This window comes from Idiomarina solivarensis, from assembly GCF_033052755.1.
Lineage (GTDB): Bacteria > Pseudomonadota > Gammaproteobacteria > Enterobacterales > Alteromonadaceae > Idiomarina.
In genome coordinates this window covers 1-246 of sequence record NZ_JAVFHZ010000024.1, presented here as the reverse complement: position 1 = coordinate 246, position 246 = coordinate 1, and the positions used below count along the sequence as shown (strand labels likewise).

The 246-nt window shown below is 68.7% G+C and carries 1 protein-coding gene; it reads left to right on the top strand.

The genetic code is table 11. The features are described from left to right. Positions 1-236 (top strand): hypothetical protein (locus tag RBK99_RS13495; protein WP_317505107.1); only part of this gene is annotated, 236 nt, incomplete at its 5' end. Positions 237-246 lie beyond the last annotated feature (10 nt).

Sequence of the window (246 nt, the reverse complement as noted above, 5' to 3'; positions counted from 1 at the left end):
GCGAGTTGGACGGGAAGGGAGGCACACATACCGTCGCCGTCGGCGTGGTGGCGCACGCGGATGGGGCGCCCCTCGAGGACCGTCCGGCGCAGCTGTCGAGCTACTTCTTCGAGGTCGGGACGGAGTTTCTCGAAGGCGGGCCACTCGATCAGCGGTTCGACGCTGTGCGGTTCGGCACGTTCGTCCAGTCCGACTTCGAGACGGCCCTCGACGCGTTCGGCGGCCTCGTCGGTTAGCGCGTCGAGC